General features: G+C 41.7%; 17 protein-coding genes and 1 pseudogene. 9 read left to right on the top strand and 9 right to left on the bottom strand.

The window, feature by feature from the left end:
* Window positions 1-3 precede the first annotated feature (3 nt).
* Both NSQ09_RS00420 and pdeH read left to right on the top strand, forming a co-directional pair.
* Window positions 4-1,476, top strand: coding sequence for a nicotinate phosphoribosyltransferase (locus NSQ09_RS00420; RefSeq protein ID WP_003228788.1), 1,473 nt, complete (start codon window positions 4-6; stop codon window positions 1,474-1,476).
* A 136-nt stretch (window positions 1,477-1,612) separates the two neighbouring features.
* Window positions 1,613-2,842 carry a cyclic di-GMP phosphodiesterase gene (gene pdeH / locus NSQ09_RS00415; protein ID WP_014480707.1) on the top strand — a complete coding sequence of 410 codons (1,230 nt, stop codon included), beginning with the start codon at window positions 1,613-1,615 and terminating at the stop codon, window positions 2,840-2,842.
* Here the strand turns inward: pdeH and NSQ09_RS00410 are convergent.
* A complete protein-coding gene (locus tag NSQ09_RS00410) occupies window positions 2,818-3,186 on the bottom strand; it encodes a hypothetical protein (protein ID WP_014477834.1) in 369 nt (122 codons plus the stop codon). The genes pdeH and NSQ09_RS00410 overlap by 25 nt on opposite strands.
* 113 nt (window positions 3,187-3,299) lie before the next feature.
* Entirely contained in the window at window positions 3,300-3,425 is a 126-nt protein-coding gene (locus NSQ09_RS00405) for a hypothetical protein (RefSeq protein ID WP_003228793.1), read from the bottom strand.
* Between the two features lie 221 nt (window positions 3,426-3,646).
* Here NSQ09_RS00405 and degQ point away from each other — a divergent pair, with 221 nt between their 5' ends.
* From degQ to NSQ09_RS00370, 7 genes and pseudogenes are all read left to right on the top strand, one after another.
* A complete protein-coding gene (gene degQ / locus NSQ09_RS00400; RefSeq protein WP_003220708.1) occupies window positions 3,647-3,787 on the top strand; it encodes a degradation enzyme regulation protein DegQ in 141 nt (46 codons plus the stop codon).
* A 184-nt stretch (window positions 3,788-3,971) separates the two neighbouring features.
* Window positions 3,972-4,870 (top strand): annotated as a pseudogene (locus NSQ09_RS00395) (polyprenyl synthetase family protein).
* Window positions 4,858-5,025, top strand: a complete 168-nt coding sequence (gene comX / locus NSQ09_RS00390) for a competence pheromone ComX (protein ID WP_100505762.1) — start codon at window positions 4,858-4,860, stop codon at window positions 5,023-5,025. Before NSQ09_RS00395 ends, comX begins: the two are co-directional and overlap by 13 nt.
* Window positions 5,026-5,039: 14 nt before the next feature.
* Window positions 5,040-7,349, top strand: coding sequence for a two-component system sensor histidine kinase ComP (gene comP, locus NSQ09_RS00385; RefSeq protein WP_341030300.1), 2,310 nt, complete (start codon window positions 5,040-5,042; stop codon window positions 7,347-7,349).
* 128 nt (window positions 7,350-7,477) lie between these two features.
* Window positions 7,478-8,836, top strand: coding sequence for an IS1182 family transposase (locus NSQ09_RS00380; RefSeq protein WP_041339714.1), 1,359 nt, complete (start codon window positions 7,478-7,480; stop codon window positions 8,834-8,836).
* Between the two features lie 173 nt (window positions 8,837-9,009).
* Window positions 9,010-9,654 (top strand): two-component system response regulator ComA, encoded by a 645-nt coding sequence (gene comA / locus NSQ09_RS00375; RefSeq protein ID WP_003220716.1) that lies wholly within the window; start codon window positions 9,010-9,012, stop codon window positions 9,652-9,654.
* Between the two features lie 18 nt (window positions 9,655-9,672).
* Window positions 9,673-10,053 carry a hotdog fold thioesterase gene (locus NSQ09_RS00370; protein ID WP_017695528.1) on the top strand — a complete coding sequence of 127 codons (381 nt, stop codon included), beginning with the start codon at window positions 9,673-9,675 and terminating at the stop codon, window positions 10,051-10,053.
* A gap of 38 nt (window positions 10,054-10,091) precedes the next feature.
* Here the strand turns inward: NSQ09_RS00370 and mnhG are convergent, their stop codons facing one another.
* From mnhG to NSQ09_RS00335, 7 genes are read right to left on the bottom strand one after another with little or no spacing between them, the layout of a single operon-like run.
* Entirely contained in the window at window positions 10,092-10,466 is a 375-nt protein-coding gene (gene mnhG / locus NSQ09_RS00365) for a monovalent cation/H(+) antiporter subunit G (protein WP_041332992.1), read from the bottom strand.
* Window positions 10,450-10,734, bottom strand: a complete 285-nt coding sequence (locus tag NSQ09_RS00360; RefSeq protein ID WP_003228814.1) for a Na(+)/H(+) antiporter subunit F1 — start codon at window positions 10,732-10,734, stop codon at window positions 10,450-10,452. Before NSQ09_RS00360 ends, mnhG begins: the two co-directional genes overlap by 17 nt.
* On the bottom strand, window positions 10,734-11,210 hold the full coding sequence (locus tag NSQ09_RS00355; RefSeq protein ID WP_003228815.1) for a Na+/H+ antiporter subunit E: 477 nt from the start codon (window positions 11,208-11,210) through the stop codon (window positions 10,734-10,736). Before NSQ09_RS00355 ends, NSQ09_RS00360 begins: the two co-directional genes overlap by 1 nt.
* A 5-nt stretch (window positions 11,211-11,215) precedes the next feature.
* Window positions 11,216-12,697, bottom strand: a complete 1,482-nt coding sequence (locus tag NSQ09_RS00350) for a Na+/H+ antiporter subunit D (RefSeq protein WP_129137872.1) — start codon at window positions 12,695-12,697, stop codon at window positions 11,216-11,218.
* Window positions 12,690-13,031, bottom strand: a complete 342-nt coding sequence (locus tag NSQ09_RS00345) for a Na(+)/H(+) antiporter subunit C (protein WP_003220730.1) — start codon at window positions 13,029-13,031, stop codon at window positions 12,690-12,692. Before NSQ09_RS00345 ends, NSQ09_RS00350 begins: the two co-directional genes overlap by 8 nt.
* Complete coding sequence (locus tag NSQ09_RS00340) at window positions 13,031-13,462, bottom strand: Na(+)/H(+) antiporter subunit B (protein WP_003228819.1); 432 nt, start codon at window positions 13,460-13,462, stop codon at window positions 13,031-13,033. Before NSQ09_RS00340 ends, NSQ09_RS00345 begins: the two co-directional genes overlap by 1 nt.
* Window positions 13,455-15,860 carry a Na+/H+ antiporter subunit A gene (locus NSQ09_RS00335; RefSeq protein ID WP_341030294.1) on the bottom strand — a complete coding sequence of 802 codons (2,406 nt, stop codon included), beginning with the start codon at window positions 15,858-15,860 and terminating at the stop codon, window positions 13,455-13,457. Before NSQ09_RS00335 ends, NSQ09_RS00340 begins: the two co-directional genes overlap by 8 nt.
* Window positions 15,861-15,888 lie beyond the last annotated feature (28 nt).

The raw sequence follows: 15,888 nt of genomic DNA, 5'->3' as shown, positions 1-15,888 counted from the left end.
ACAGTGTTAGAGTACGGATTTAAAGATGACAGCCTGTCATTACATACAGACCTTTATCAGATCAATATGGCGGAAACGTACTGGAGAGACGGCATTCATGAAAAGAAAGCGATTTTTGAGCTGTTTTTCAGAAGGCTTCCGTTTGAAAATGGCTATGCCGTATTTGCGGGCTTGGAAAAAGCCATTGAATACTTGGAAAATTTCAAGTTTACGGATAGCGATTTGAGTTATTTACAGGATGAACTCGGGTATCATGAAGATTTTATTGAATATTTGCGCGGCTTATCTTTTACAGGTTCACTTTACTCTATGAAAGAAGGAGAGCTCGTTTTTAACAATGAGCCGATTATGAGGGTGGAGGCACCCCTGGTAGAAGCGCAGCTGATTGAAACAGCTTTGCTCAACATTGTGAACTATCAAACATTAATTGCAACAAAGGCTGCCCGGATTAAAGGCGTCATTGGTGATGAAGTTGCGCTTGAATTCGGAACAAGACGGGCGCACGAAATGGATGCGGCCATGTGGGGAGCGAGAGCAGCCTTAATCGGCGGCTTTAGCGCGACAAGCAATGTAAGAGCCGGAAAGCGCTTTAATATCCCGGTTTCCGGCACACATGCGCATGCGCTTGTGCAGGCTTACCGCGATGAATATACAGCTTTCAAAAAATACGCGGAAACACATAAGGATTGCGTCTTCTTAGTTGACACGTATGACACGCTTCGTTCAGGCATGCCGAACGCGATTAGGGTTGCCAAGGAATTCGGCGACCGCATTAATTTCATTGGCATCCGTCTGGACAGCGGCGATTTGGCGTACCTGTCAAAAAAAGCCCGGAAAATGCTTGATGAAGCAGGATTTACAGATGCGAAGGTGATTGCTTCAAGCGATTTGGATGAGCACACCATTATGAATTTAAAGGCTCAGGGAGCGCGCATTGATGTCTGGGGTGTCGGTACGAAGCTGATCACTGCCTATGACCAGCCGGCTCTCGGCGCAGTTTATAAACTTGTTGCCATCGAAGAAGACGGGAAAATGGTCGACACGATCAAAATTTCGTCCAATCCTGAAAAAGTGACGACACCGGGCAGAAAGAAAGTCTACCGCATTATTAATCAGTCCAACCATCATTCTGAAGGCGACTATATTGCGCTTTATGATGAGCAGGTGAATGATCAGAAGCGGCTCAGAATGTTCCACCCGGTTCATACATTCATCAGCAAATTTGTCACGAATTTTTATGCGAAGGATCTTCATGAGCTGATTTTTGAGAAGGGTATTCTTTGCTACCAAAACCCTGAGATTTCAGACATACAGCAGTATGTGCAGGATAACCTCAGCCTGCTTTGGGAGGAATATAAGAGAATCAGCAAGCCGGAGGAATACCCGGTTGATTTAAGCGAGGACTGCTGGAGCAATAAAATGCAGCGGATCCACGAAGTGAAAAGCAGAATTGAAGAAGAGCTTGAGGAAGAATAAAGAAAAACTGGCCTTTCATTCGCGAAGGGCCAGTTTTCTTTATGTATATATTATTTTTCATGTTTAGACAATTTTCGTCAAATTATTTGATATACTTAGGGGTGAAAGCCGCGCGTATTGTAAGGGGGATAAATCAATGAGGGTGTTTGTTGCAAGACAGCCTATTTTTAATAGAAAAGAACAGGTTGTTGCTTATGAACTGCTGTATAGAGAAAGCGAAGAGAACGTGTATAGCGCTAAAGACGGCGATCAGGCAACAACAGATTTGGTGATCAACAGCTTTTTAAACATCGGAATTGAGAAGCTGACGGAAGGGAAACGCTGTTTTGTTAATTTTACGGAAAGCCTGATGTTTTCGAATCTTCCCACCTCCTTCAATCCGAAACAGCTTGTCATTGAAATCCTTGAAGATATACCGATCACGCCGGCCCTCATTTCTAGATGCAAAGAATTGAAAAAAATGGGGTATATGCTGGCGCTTGATGATTTTTATGCAATAAATCCGCAAGATGAGGACTTACTGGAAAAACTCATGAGCTATATTGATATATTGAAAATTGATTTTCTCAAAACAACACGAATGGAACGCAGAACAATTTTGCAAACCTACGGCTGCCGCGGCCTGATTTTTTTAGCGGAAAAAGTAGAGACCCGAAAAGAATATAAACAGGCGGTCCAAGACGGCTTTCAATTATTCCAAGGCTACTTTTTCAGCGAGCCGCGCATCATCAGCGGGCATGACCTATCGACTCATTTCTATTCTTACTATGAACTGCTTAACGAACTGAGCAAAGAGCAGCCTAACATAAAGCGTGTGACAGAGTACATAGAGCGGGATTTATCACTGTCCTATCAAATTTTAAAATTTTTAAACTCATCCCACAGCCGTTTGAGCCAGAAAATTGAAAGCATTCAACAGGCCATAATGCTGCTGGGATTTAATGAAATCAAACGGTGGATATATATTCTTTCCTTTAAGGATTTAAGCAGGAAAGGGCATTCCAGCAAGCACGAAATCATTAAGATTTCTCTGATAAGAGCAAAGCTTTGCGAACTGTTGGCGAGAAAGACATTCCGGCCGCAGCCTGCTTCTTATATGCTGATCGGAATGTTTTCTCTCATAGACACCCTCCTGCATAGAGGAATAGAGGAAATTGTTCAAGAATTGCCTTTAAAAGATGAAGTCGGGCAAGCATTATTAGGCCATCAAAACGACTACTACCAAATGCTTGAGCTTGTGAAATTAATTGAAAGCAACAACTGGGACACTTGCTCGGAATTAGGCAATCAACTCGACAAAGAAGAAGCGTATGAATGTTATCTTGAGGCTCTGGAATGGTGTCATAATCTTATGGACGCAAAATGATTGCGGTCCTCTGACCACCGCAAAGCAAGAATGATTCGGCTTTGCGTTCCGATAAGGCTGATATAGATGCCGTCGGGATTAAAGACCGTATCCACTTCATGCCGGACGCCCATTTGTTTGATCAGGCGCTTGATGGTTTGTTTATCGGACTGCTCGGCTGCGGTCAGAATGCGGCGCGAGAGCTCCCGCGAGCCCGCAATGCGGCCGAGAACGAGCTGGGCATCCGCAAATATCCCTGCGGCCTGCCTCGCTGAACGGATAAAGGTATCAATATTGTTGGCAGGAGCGGGCGGACGGCGTACCTCATACGGATACACGTAAAACCAGGGATAACGATATCTCATGGGAGCACCTCGCAAAAAAGGATGTTTCTATATGTATAGATCCCTAATTGCCGAATATGACAAAGCGAAAAGGCCACAACTTTAGCGTTGCGGTCTTTTTCGGTGTTTGTCGGTCAGGAAACGCCAAGAATCGCATATTCAATTTTGAAAATACGGTATGAAGGACTATAGTCTTGCTTAGTGAAAATGCGAAACCCGTTAAAATCAAGGAGATTAAGAATCTTTCTCAATTTCAGCACATATAAACGCTCTTTCACATAGAAAGATAGTCCCGTTCTTGTTGTGATTCCTTTGAGTATAAGGACCTATTTAGATTTGCGGTGTCACGCAGGACTTTTTTGTATACTTTTCGGTGAAAAATAAGCCGAAAGCAGATACACTATTAGTAACAGATCAAATACCTAGGACTCGTTCACCATACACAATTCATTGATCTTTCAAAAAAAGGAGTGTGGAAACGATGGAAAAGAAACTTGAAGAAGTAAAACAATTGTTATTCCGACTCGAACTTGATATTAAAGAAACGACAGATTCATTACGAAACATTAACAAAAGCATTGATCAACTCGATAAATACAATTATGCAATGAAAATTTCGTGAAAAAGACTTGGAAACAAGTCTTTTTTTTCGTTCTACCGATACAATAAATGGATAAAGTATTATATGATTGTTAAAAAACGAAAAACCTGCTGTCCTTTAAATGTCCCATTTAGTAAAATGGAATGGGAGGGGGGAAGTCGTTATTGAGCAGATATGTTTAGATTCTGTCCGGATCAAGGAGAAAATGAAGGAGATTGTGGAGCAAAACATATTTAACGAGGATTTGTCACAACTTCTTTACTCATTTATTGATGCTAAAGAAACATTCTCCTTTGCTGAATCCGCAATCTTACATTATGTTGTTTTTGGAGGGGAGAATTTAGATGTTGCAACAAGGCTTGGCGCGGGAATAGAAATTCTCATTCTTTCATCAGATATTATGGATGATCTTGAAGATGAAGATAATCACCATGCATTATGGATGAAAATTAATCGCTCAGAGTCGTTAAATGCAGCACTTTCCTTGTATACAGTAGGATTAACGAGTATTTATTCATTAAATAACAATCCTCTAATTTTTAAATATGTTTTAAAATACGTAAACGAGGCCATGCAAGGTCAACATGACGATATCACTAATAAATCTAAAACAGAAGATGAAAGTTTAGAAGTAATTAGATTAAAATGTGGAAGTCTGATTGCACTAGCAAATGTAGCAGGTGTTTTATTGGCTACAGGAGAATATAATGAAACAGTTGAAAGATATTCCTACTATAAAGGGATTATAGCTCAAATTTCTGGAGACTATCATGTTCTTTTATCCGGGAAACGCAGTGATATTGAAAAAAAGAAACAAACACTGATTTACTTATATCTTAAGCGATTATTTAATAATGCTTCGGAAGAATTATTATACTTATTTTCACATAAAGATTTATATTATAAAGCATTATTAGAAAAAGATAAATTCGAAGAAAAATTAATTAAGGCAGGAGTTACTCAATACATTTCGGTATTATTGCAGATATACATACAGAAATGTTTTTCTGCTATAGAACAATTAAATTTAGAAAAAGAAAAAAAAGAGTTAATAAAGGAAGGCTTATTGAGTTATAAAAAGGGGGATAAAGATGCAAGACCTAATTAACTACTTTTTAAATTATCCTGAGGTTTTAAAAAAATTGAAAAATAAAGAAGCCTGCCTTATAGGTTTTGATGTGCAAGAAACAGAAACAATAATTAAAGCTTATAATGATTATTATTTGTCTGGCCCAATAACCCGTGAATGGGATGGTTAATAGGTGGATTTACATTGAAGAACTTAATAAAAAAATTCACATTAGCTGTAATTGTGTTGAGCATCCTCTATATATTCTATATAACTTATATAACAATGAATGGAATTATTATTGGAACTAAGGTTCTTAAAAATGATAAAAGTCAATTTGTGATAGAAGAAATATCAGAATCTTCATATGGACAATTTGTTGGTTTGAGACAGGGAGATATCATATTAAAAATTAATGAAGAAAAACCTTCAGACAAACATTTGAAATGGGGATATTTGAGTCATATTAACAGTCTGGATAATTTGAGAAGTGGAAAAAAGATTCATCTCAAAGATTTTGATTTAGTTACGCTAAATAGACCTTATAGTTTTTTTCTGTTCGTACTTCCTTTGGTTTTTTATTTTTTAAGCATAATATGTATTTTTTATATACTTAAGGTAAATAAAATAAGAAGATCATTTGCTGGTTATATTCTTATTCTATTGTTATTAGACATTTCTATTGCTTATATAAGTGCAGGCGGACCATTTAGAGGACATAGAATCAATCGGTATATTAACTTGTTTACTTTTATATCTTCTCCTATTCTTTATCTTCAATTTATCCAAGGATATCTTAGAGAAATAGGAAAAGCTTTTTTGAATAGAATCTATTTTCTTTATATCATACCAATATTTAATCTTGGAATTGAGTTTTTCCGAGCCTATTTACAAGTTGATATTGATTTTTTAGCGACTGTTAACTTGGTTTCTTTTGCGATATTGACTCTATTTGCTTTTTCGTCGATATACTTTCATCTTAATAAATATAAATATGCTGAGCATTCGTTTATTCTTAAATTATTAATTTTAACAAACACTCTATCATTTGCTCCATTTTTGATATTTTATGTTCTTCCAATAATATTTACTGGTAATTATGTTTTCCCTGCATTAGTCTCTGCATCATTACTGGTACTTATTCCGTTTGGTTTAGTGTATCAATTTGTAGCGAATAAAATGTTTGATATAGAGTTTATTTTAGGAAGAATGAGATATTACGCTCTACTTGCTATGATACCAACTCTATTTATAGTTGGAGCATTAGTTTGGTTAGATGTAATGAAAATTCAGATGAACCCTGTGCGCCAAACGGTATTTTTTTTCGTTGTCATGTTCGCTGTCTTTTATTTTAAAGAGGTCATGGATTTTAAATTTCGGTTAAAACGTTTCTCCGAAAAATTCAACTATCAGGACAGTATTTTTAAATATACTCAGCTAATGAGGGGTGTAACTTCTCTTCAACAAGTTTTTAAAGAACTGAAAAATACTATACTGGATGTTTTGCTTGTAAGCAAAGCTTATACCTTTGAGGTTACTCCTGATCACAAAGTGATATTTTTAGATAAGCATGAAATCGGACCGGACTGGCATCTTTATCAAGAGGAGTTTGAAAATGTAACATCAGAAATCGGGAAAATTATAGAAGTCAATCAAGGCTTTCTTATGAAAGTTGGTGAACGAGGCGGAAGTTCTTATGTTCTGCTTTGTTTATCTAATATTAACACTCCTCGGCTAACACGGGATGAGATATCATGGTTGAAAACACTGTCCTTCTATACAAGTGTGTCCATGGAAAATGTTATGCATATTGAGGAGCTCATGGAACATTTGAAGGACTTAAAACAAGAGGGAACCAACCCCATCTGGCTGAAAAAGCTAATGTTTGCAATCGAAGAAAAACAGCGTTCAGGACTCGCCCGCGATCTCCACGATTCGGTTCTTCAGGATTTGATTTCCTTAAAACGCCAGTGTGAGCTGTTTTTGGGTGATTTCAAGAAGGATGATAATCCGTGCCGTGAAGAGGTGCAGGACAAGCTTGTACAGATGAATGAGCAGATGTCTGATGTGATTTCGATGACGAGGGAGACGTGTCATGAGCTGCGGCCGCAGCTTCTGTATGATCTTGGGCTGGTGAAGGCGCTGTCGAAGCTGGTGGCGCAGCAGCAGGAGCGGGTTCCGTTTCATATCCGTTTAAATACCGGGAGATTTACGGCTTCCCTTGATCTGGATTCGCAGCTGAATTTGTACCGGATCATTCAAGAGTTTCTGTCTAATGCGGTCAAGCACTCTCAGGCGACGGATGTGCTGATTATGCTCATCAGTATTCAAAACAAAATCGTTCTTCATTATGAGGATGATGGCGTAGGGTTTGATCAGGAAAAGAATACTGAGCATTCCATGAGCATGGGGCTTTCTGGCATTAAGGAGAGAGTCAGGGCTTTAGATGGGCGCCTTCGGATTGAAACAAGTGAAGGAAAGGGCTTTAAGGCTGATATTGAAATCGAATTGTAATGGATTTATAACGGAAACGACTTGGCACAGGCCAAGTCTCAGACTGTAGACAAACTGGAAGAAATCCAGTTTGCCTACAGTCTTTTTTATTTTACAATGGAAGTACTACATAACTTGAGGTGATTGACATGCTTTCGAAACATAATCCCATTCAACGAGATCAATTAGAAATGATTACGTTAAATCAATTGGTACCGGCCAGCCACTTGGTTCGTAAAATAGAGGCAGCACTTGATTTTTCGTTCATCTATGACTTGGTGAAGGACATGTATTCAGAAATCGGTCGTCCCAGTATTGATCCTGTCATCTTAATTAAATTGACCTTCCTTCAATACACGTTTGGAATCCGGTCCATGCGCCAAACGATTGAACAAGTGGAAACCAATATGGCCTATCGCTGGTTCCTTGGGTATGGTTTTCACGATAAAGTGCCTCATTTCTCTACGTTCGGAAAAAACTATGAACGCCGTTTTAAAGATACCGATCTGTTTGAACAGATTTTCTATCGCATCTTAAAGGAAGCTGCCGAGAAAAAGCTAATCAGTGCCGAGCACGTTTTCGTGGATTCGACCCATGTTAAAGCGAGTGCGAACAAACGCAAATTTGAAAAGAAAGTCGTTCGCAAAGAGACACGCGCGTATCAGGAACGCCTTCAAGAAGAGATTAACCAGGACCGGGAAGATCACGGAAAAAAAACATTTCCTCCGGACAAGTTTGAGAAGGAAGAGAAGAAAGAAATCAAAGAAAGCACCACCGATCCAGAGAGTGGTTACTATGTGAAGGATGAACGGACGAAGCAGTTCGCCTATTCTTTTCACGCAGCCGCGGATCGTAACGGTTTTGTGCTTGGCACCATGGTCACACCTGGCAACACACATGATAGTCAGATTTTAGAGCCATTGGTCGGAAAGGTCATAGAGAGAGTCGGAAAGCCTGAAGCGGTCGCCGCAGATGCCGCGTACAAAACTCCTGCGATTACCCGTTACTTATTGGAACAGGGGATGACCCCTGCCTTGCCATACACACGACCACGTACGAAAAAAGGTTTTTTCCGAAAACATGACTATGTGTATGACGAATACTTTGACTGTTATCTTTGCCCGGCAGGTGAGATCTTGGCCTACTCGACAACGAATAAAGAAGGATATCGGGAGTACAAATCGCCAAAACAGATTTGTGCGACATGCCCATTTTTAGCCAGATGTACGGAGAGTAAAGACCACCAGAAAGTGGTGACGCGTCATATTTGGCAGGAATACGTAGAAGAGGCAGACCATCTTCGCTATCACGCAGAGGTGAAAGAGATTTATGCCAAACGTAAAGAAACCATTGAGCGTGTATTCGCAGATGGAAAAGAAAAGCATGGCATGCGTTGGACAACGTTAAGGGGACTTAAAAAATTGTCGATGCAGGCGATGCTTACTTTCGCTGCCATGAACCTGAAGAAGATGGCCAACTGGACGTGGCAAGGTCCAAAAATGGCCTAAATGATGAACTCGAAGAGGTCTGTCTTTTTATTAAATAGCTTAAAATCCCATAAAAAGCTAAAAAGGGGTTCGGAATGAGACCATTCCGAACCCCTTTTGTCGACAAACTGCGACTTGGCACAGGCCAAGTCTTTTTTATAAAATGGAAAAGAGTGAGTAAAAGGGAGGAAAACATGAAAAAGATACTAGTGATTGATGACCATCCGGCTGTCATGGAAGGCACCAAGACAATTTTGGAAACGGATTCGAATTTGTCTGTTGATTGTCTCAGTCCTGAACCGAGCGAACAGTTTATCAAGCAGCATGATTTCTCGTCATATGATCTCATTTTAATGGATCTGAATCTAGGCGGCGAGGTCAATGGGATGGAGCTTTCTAAACAGATTTTACAAGAGAATCCTCATTGTAAAATTATCGTGTATACCGGTTATGAGGTCGAGGATTATTTCGAGGAAGCGATTCGTGCGGGTCTGCACGGTGCCATCAGCAAAACGGAATCTAAAGAAAAGATCACCCAATACATATACCACGTACTCAACGGAGAAATTTTAGTCGATTTTGCTTACTTTAAACAGCTGATGACTCAGCAAAAAACAAAGCCGGCTCCTTCCTCTCAAAAAGAACAAGATGTGCTCACACCTAGAGAATGCCTGATTCTTCAAGAAGTTGAAAAAGGATTTACAAACCAAGAAATCGCAGATGCCCTTCATTTAAGCAAGCGGTCCATTGAATACAGCTTGACATCGATTTTTAATAAGCTGAATGTCGGTTCACGGACGGAAGCGGTTTTGATTGCGAAATCAGACGGTGTACTTTAAATGTTGGGGGTGTAGATGATGGATACGAAACACACATTGCTTGAAGCGCTTGGTATAGAGATTGTTGAAAACACAGCGGAACGATGCGTTGCGGTCATGCCGGTGGATCATCGGACGGTGCAGCCGTTCGGATATTTGCATGGGGGCGCTTCAGTGGCCCTGGCGGAAACAGCGGCGAGCGCAGGTGCACAGAACCTGATTGATCATTCAACACAGGCTTGTGTCGGTTTGGAGATTAACGCCAACCATTTAAAATCTGTAAAGGAAGGAACGGTAAAGGCGATAGCCGAGCCCGTTCATATCGGCAGAACGACGATTGTCTATCACATTCACATATATGACGAGCAAGAGAGGCTGATCTGTATATCCAGATGCACGCTGGCTGTCATCAAGAAATAAAAAAACAGCCGGAACTCTGCCTGTCCGGCTGCTTATTTTTATAAATAATAATCCTCTTTTCGTTTAATCACAAAGTTTCTGATTCCGTTATAGTCATCCTGTACGCTTCTCTCATCAAGCTTGACGCCGGAGTTATACGCAGCACGGCAGATCAAGTGCCCGCCGATAGGCGACGTAATAAAGATAAAGAGAATCCCAAGCAGGATTTTAGCGGAGAGTTCCCCCGTCACAAACCACAAATAGAAGAAGACACCAAGCAGAATCATATTGACACCCAATGTTGAGCCTTTAGAAGCAGCATGAGCGCGTGTAAACACATCGGGAAGGCGAAGTACGCCAAATGAAGCAATGAGGCATACAAGAGCACCCAGCAAAATGAATACAGCCACAACGACTTTAGCGGTTTCGATCATTTTCGATAATCTCTCCTTTCTCCAGGAACTTGGAAAATGCGATCGTTCCGATAAACGATAAAATCCCCAGCAGCAAAATAATATCCAAAAACGCACTTGTTTTCAGCAAAATGGAGACAAGCGCCGTGATTGCGATCAGATTGATGCCGATTGCATCCAGAGCCACGACCCGGTCAGGCACAGTCGGCCCTTTAATGACACGAATGACATACAAAAAGGTAGACACTGCCATAATGCCGAGCGCGATTTGCAGGATCAGCGTAAACATCACCGGCTCACCTCCTGTATGGCTTTTTCAAATGACTCCCGAATATCAAAAATCGCTTTTTCCGCATCCTCGATATCCATTGCATGAATATAAAGTATTGTTCTGTCATCTGAAATATCCATCACCAAGGTTCCCGGCGTTAATGTAATGAGCAGAGAAAGCAGGGTGATTTCCCAGTCCTTCGTCAGTTCAGTTTTAAAAGCAAAAATACCCGGTCTGATATTCAGTTTTGGAGATAAGACTGATTTCATCACACTGACATTGGCAAGGTACAGTTCCTTTATAAAAATGAAACAGAGCTTGATGATAGAAATCAATTTCCATAGATAAAACTGGCGAGTGAAAAAGCGCCGGAAGAAAAAGAGAGAGAGCATGCCCAGAATATAGCCTGTAATGAATCCTGCGGCGCTTGGACTGTTGCTTAAGAACATCCAGCAAAAAGCGAGAAACACATTTAATAAAATTTGAAATGCCATGCGATCTACTCCTTCAGAACAGCTTCGATATATTTTTCCGGATTCAGCAGCGTCTCGGCCGCTTGATCAACGTAAGGCGACACCCATTCTGTACCCAACCCGAAGAGAAGAGACAGCAAGAGAAAAATAGCTGCCGGATAAAGAAGTCCTTTAGCTGTTCGATGATTTGGTTTTGGCGTTTCTTTTTCTTCGCCCCAAAACGCATGTATAAAGATCCTCAGCACAGAGTACAGTACGAGCAGACTCGAAAGCAGAATCAGCATGGATATCGTAAATTCACCTTCTGCGAAGCCGCCCTCTGCAATTTTAAATTTGCCGACAAATCCGCTCAGTGGCGGAATGCCTGCAAGAGAAATAGCGGAAATGAAAAACATCCATCCAAGAACAGGATAGCGTTTGATCAGCCCGCCCATTTTATGCAGGCTCGCGGTTCCAGTCAATGCGATCAGCGTACCTGCCAGCATAAACAAAGCGCCCTTAATCAGCATATCGTGAATCAGATAGTAGATCGCGCCCTGAATGGATGCGGGGGTGTGTACTGCCACACCGAACAAAATCACGCCGACAGCGGTAATAATGTTATAGATCACAATTTTCATGACATTCGAATAAGCGAGTGAACCGATGACACCAAAAATCACAGTCAGCGTCGCCAGCCAAATCATCAGCTGATGGGTAAAGGCTGTATCGTGAATAAAAATCAATGTGAAAACCCTCGCAATCGCATATAACCCGACTTTTGTCAGCAAAGCGCCGAACAACGCGGAGATTGCCGCCGGTGGCGCGTAATAAGAGCCTGGAAGCCAAAAGTAGAGGGGGAAGATTCCGCCCTTCATGCCAAATACCAAAAGCAGCAGGACACCAATCACAGTGATCAGCCCGGTTTGTCCTGATTCGCTGATTTTCACGCTAAGATCCGCCATGTTTAACGTGCCGGTTACAGCGTATAAAAAGCCGACCCCTATGACAAACAGGGCAGACGATACGATATTAAACACAATATATTTAAGGGATTCCCGCAGCTGAATTTTTGTGCCGCCTAATACAATCAGCATATAGGAAGCAATAAGCAGAAGCTCAAAAAATACGTACATATTAAATAAATCGCCTGTTAAAAACGCTCCGCTGACGCCGGCAAGCAAGAACTGAATGCCGGAGTAGTAAAAGGAGCGCTCCCGTTTTTCACCGATAGAACGGAAGGAATAAAGCCCAACCAATAAACCGATGATCGCTGTTGTGAGAACGAGAAGGCTGGCGAATTGGTCTGCGGCAAGCACAATGCCGTACGGCGCTTTCCATCCGCCTAGGCTGAGTGTCTGGATACCTTTTGTGAAGACAGTCTGTACAAGTATGCCGCTAATCACAATCCCGATGGCCGATGCCGCCGTGCTGAAGATTCTCATGAGCATAAGATTCTTCGTCATGAAAATCAGCAGAATAGCCGACAAAAGCGGGATCAGGATTGGCAAAATAACAAAATTATTCATGTTGATCATTTCCCCTCATTTGATCCATATCGTCCGATTTCAATTCCTGATAAGCGCGAAAGGCCATGACGAGGATGAATGACGTAACGCCAAAAGAAATGACAATTGCGGTCAAAATCAGGGCTTGCGGAAGCGGATCGACAAATGATTTGGCATGCTCGCTCAAAATCGGAGCGGCGCCTTTCTTTAATCCTCCCATAGTCAAAAGCATTAAATGAACGCCATGGCTTAACAGTGCTGTTCCGATAATGACGCGAAGCAGGCTTTTAGACAGCAGCAAATACGTAGCAGCCATAAAAATAATACCGGCTAATACAGCCATTAAGATTTCCATTATTCTTCCTCTCCAATCGTTTGAATAATGGTCATCGTTATGCCTACGACAACAAGATAAACGCCTAAATCAAATATCGTCGCTGTGGCGAGCTCCGTTTTCCCAAGGATCGGCAGCTGAAAGTATCCGAATGTGTGGGTTAAAAAAGGAGCCCCGAAGACAAAGGAGCCAACGCCTGTTAATACAGCGAGCAGAAGGCCGGCTCCCGCGACATAAATGAAATTGACCGGCAAAAGGGAACGCACGGTTTTTAAATCATACGCCAAGAGCAAGAGAACGATGGAAGAGGACGTGATCAGTCCGCCGACAAAGCCTCCTCCGGGCGCGTTATGCCCTGATAAAAATAAATAGAAAGAGAAAAGCAAAATGATAAAGGATACAAGCTTTGTCGCGGTTTGAAGAATCAAGTCATTTGTTTTTTGTTCATTCACCGCTTTTCCCCTCCTCTTTTACTTTTGTTTTAATCATGCTGTAAATGCCGAGAGCGGCTATTGTTAATACCGTAATTTCAAACATTGTATCAAATCCCCTGAAATCAACAAGAATGACATTGACGACATTATCCCCTCCGCCGAGATCGTGGCTGTGTTTGACAAAGAAGGACGCAATGCTGTCTTTTGTCCGCTGGCTTGAGGATGCGATACCGAGCAGAGTAACGATAACACCGACGCCTAAAGAAATGATAAAATTCGTCATCCGGAACGTTCTCGTTTTTGTTTTCAGCCTCAGTTTCGGCAAATGGTAGAAGCAAAGCAGAAACAGTGCCACAGAAATCGTTTCAATGACGAGCTGAGTCAATGCCAAGTCCGGCGCTCTGAAAATGACAAAAAACAATGCAAGCGTATAACCGACAACACCGAGTGCAATGATCGCCGTCAGTCTTGACCTAGCAAAAACAGTCGCCACTGTGGCGCTGATCATGACAAGCGTCAAAATGATTTCGTATACACCGATTTTAGCCATGCCTTCCGTTTTAAATGAAAATCCGCCTTTAATGGCAAAAGCTCCGCCTATCAGAATGATGAAACCAGCGAAGATATACAGCAAATAATCTCTTAAAAACCCGGTCATATATTGTTTTGTGACCCGGTAAGAGCCTTTCTCCATCAGAGTCAAAAGCTTATCGTATAACCGATTGAGTGTGAGTTTCGAAGGAAACAGTTTATAGATTCCTTTCCACTTATTCAGCGACAAATAACCAATTGTTCCGATCACAACAATACCCGCAGTCATGAGCAATTCCGCTGTAACCCCATGCCACTGTGAAATGTGAACGTGGAATTTCTCATGGCCGGCAAGCAGTGTCGGATAGATTGAGTTCATCGCAGGCTCTATCAGGCTGTACGACAATATATTCGGGAAAAAGAAGAGACTGACAGCCAAAGCGACAAGAATGACCGGTGGTACGAGCATGCCGACAGGCGCTTCGTGAGCCTGTTTTTCAAGCTGTTCAGGCTGGTAATTTCCTCTGAATGTTTTAAACAGCAATTTCATGCTGTAGATAAACGTAAATACACTTCCGATCCAGGCGAGAACAGGGAACAGAACGCCCCATGTCTGCACGTTGAACAGGTCGAAATGTGTCACGCGAAGCATGCTTGTGAAAAATATTTCTTTACTCAAAAATCCGTTAAACGGCGGTAGGCCGGCCATTGAAAATGTCCCGATTAAGGAAATGGTAAAAGTAATCGGCATAATCGCCATCAGGCCGCCTAGCTTCCGGATATCCCGTGTGCCTGTTTCGTGATCGATAATCCCGACTGCCATAAACAAGCTTCCTTTAAAGGTTGCGTGGTTGATCAAATGAAAAATGGCAGCCATAGCGGCAACTGTATAATATTCTGTATGTCCGTAATGAAGGGCCGCAGCACTGACTCCGAGCATGGAGATGATCATGCCGAGCTGGCTGACGGTTGAAAACGCCAAAATCGATTTTAAATCAGTTTGTTTCACGGCATGGAATGAACCCCAAACCATCGTAAAGAGGCCAACGAGGGACACGATCCAAAACCACTGAGCTGAAAAGGCGAAAATAGGACTGAATCTCGCAATCACATAAATGCCGGCTTTTACCATAGTAGCTGAATGGAGATAAGCGCTGACAGGCGTCGGAGCTTCCATCGCGTCAGGGAGCCAGATGTAAAAAGGAAATTGCGCTGATTTCGTAAAAGCCCCTAATAAAATGAGAATCATAGCCGGGATAAACAATTCGTGGCCGGCAATTAATTGAACCTGGTGAACCATCTCTCGAATACTGAAGGAATCCGTTATCAAATAAAGGAGAATAAATCCGCCGAGTATGCACAGCCCGCCGCTGACCGTAATCAAAAGTGATTTGGCTGCGCCATAGCGCGACTTTTCCCGCTTATACCAATAGCCGATCAGCAAAAAGGATGAAAGGCTAGTAAGCTCCCAGAACATGTAGAGAACCATGACATTGTCTACTAGAACGACGCCGAGCATGGCGCCCATGAACATCAATAAGTAGACATAAAAGGGCCCAAGCTGTTCTTTTTCTTTCGATAAATAAAAAATGCTGTAAAGAGTGACCAAAGAGCCAATGCCTGTGATCAGTAAAGCGAATAATAACCCGAGGCCGTCTATATAAACGGTAAAGTTAATGCCGAGTGACGGAATCCACTCTAATACCGATCGAAGTGTTTCTCCAGACTGTGTCATCCTGATCATTGGGAGAAAGTATATAAACAGCAAGACGGGCAGGATCAACACAAACCAGCCCGTATGCACTCTTTTTGCGTATTTTGCCAAGAAGGGAATGATAAAAGCAAATAAAAAAGGCGATAAAATAGCAAGATGTAAGAGCTGCAAAGATAAGACCTCCTTTTCTCGTTCTCAA

The organism is Bacillus sp. FSL W8-1202 (assembly GCF_038006165.1).
Lineage (GTDB): Bacteria > Bacillota > Bacilli > Bacillales > Bacillaceae > Bacillus > Bacillus subtilis.
The sequence above is the reverse complement of the archived record's forward strand: the minus strand, read 5'-3'. Positions and strand labels throughout refer to the sequence as shown.

Bases quoted from the DNA above. Each gene is read 5' to 3' on its own strand.
- NSQ09_RS00360 (WP_003228814.1), bottom strand. From the start codon at position 10,734: ATGTTTACGCTGATCCTGCAAATCGCGCTCGGCATTATGGCAGTGTCT.
- NSQ09_RS00345 (WP_003220730.1), bottom strand. From the start codon at position 13,031: ATGGAAATCTTAATGGCTGTATTAGCCGGTATTATTTTTATGGCTGCT.
- NSQ09_RS00355 (WP_003228815.1), bottom strand. From the start codon at position 11,210: ATGGCATTTCAAATTTTATTAAATGTGTTTCTCGCTTTTTGCTGGATG.
- NSQ09_RS00370 (WP_017695528.1), top strand. From the start codon at position 9,673: ATGGATACGAAACACACATTGCTTGAAGCGCTTGGTATAGAGATTGTT.
- NSQ09_RS00380 (WP_041339714.1), top strand. From the start codon at position 7,478: ATGCTTTCGAAACATAATCCCATTCAACGAGATCAATTAGAAATGATT.
- comX (WP_100505762.1), top strand. From the start codon at position 4,858: ATGCAAGACCTAATTAACTACTTTTTAAATTATCCTGAGGTTTTAAAA.
- mnhG (WP_041332992.1), bottom strand. From the start codon at position 10,466: ATGATCGAAACCGCTAAAGTCGTTGTGGCTGTATTCATTTTGCTGGGT.
- NSQ09_RS00350 (WP_129137872.1), bottom strand. From the start codon at position 12,697: ATGAATAATTTTGTTATTTTGCCAATCCTGATCCCGCTTTTGTCGGCT.
- degQ (WP_003220708.1), top strand. From the start codon at position 3,647: ATGGAAAAGAAACTTGAAGAAGTAAAACAATTGTTATTCCGACTCGAA.
- comA (WP_003220716.1), top strand. From the start codon at position 9,010: ATGAAAAAGATACTAGTGATTGATGACCATCCGGCTGTCATGGAAGGC.
- pdeH (WP_014480707.1), top strand. From the start codon at position 1,613: ATGAGGGTGTTTGTTGCAAGACAGCCTATTTTTAATAGAAAAGAACAG.
- NSQ09_RS00410 (WP_014477834.1), bottom strand. From the start codon at position 3,186: ATGAGATATCGTTATCCCTGGTTTTACGTGTATCCGTATGAGGTACGC.